Annotated in this window: 1 protein-coding gene; it reads left to right on the top strand. The window is 77.1% G+C overall.

The window, feature by feature from the left end; all coding sequences use genetic code 11:
• The coding region (locus J7E25_RS17615; protein WP_214871476.1) for an Rv3654c family TadE-like protein at positions 1–240 on the top strand (240 nt) is incomplete at both ends.

Here is a 240-nt window from a genome sequence, read left to right as displayed (position 1 = left end):
CGTGGCGTCGCAGCGGGCCGCCAACGCAGCGGATGCCGCGGCTCTCGCCGCCGCCGACGCGATCTCGGGCGCCGTGCCCGGCGTGCCCTGCCCGCTCGCGGGGCAGGTCGCGGCGCGCAACGATGCCACGCTCGGCTCGTGCGAGGCGGATGGCCCGGCGGCATCCGTCACCGTGAGGGTTTCGGTGCTCGGATTCGAGCTCGACGCCTCAGCGAGGGCCGGGCCACCGGAATGGGCGGG

The organism is Agromyces sp. ISL-38 (genome assembly GCF_018613935.1).
Taxonomy (GTDB): Bacteria; Actinomycetota; Actinomycetes; order Actinomycetales; family Microbacteriaceae; genus Agromyces.
Note: the sequence above shows the minus strand (reverse complement) of the source record. Positions and strands in the feature narration are given on the sequence as shown.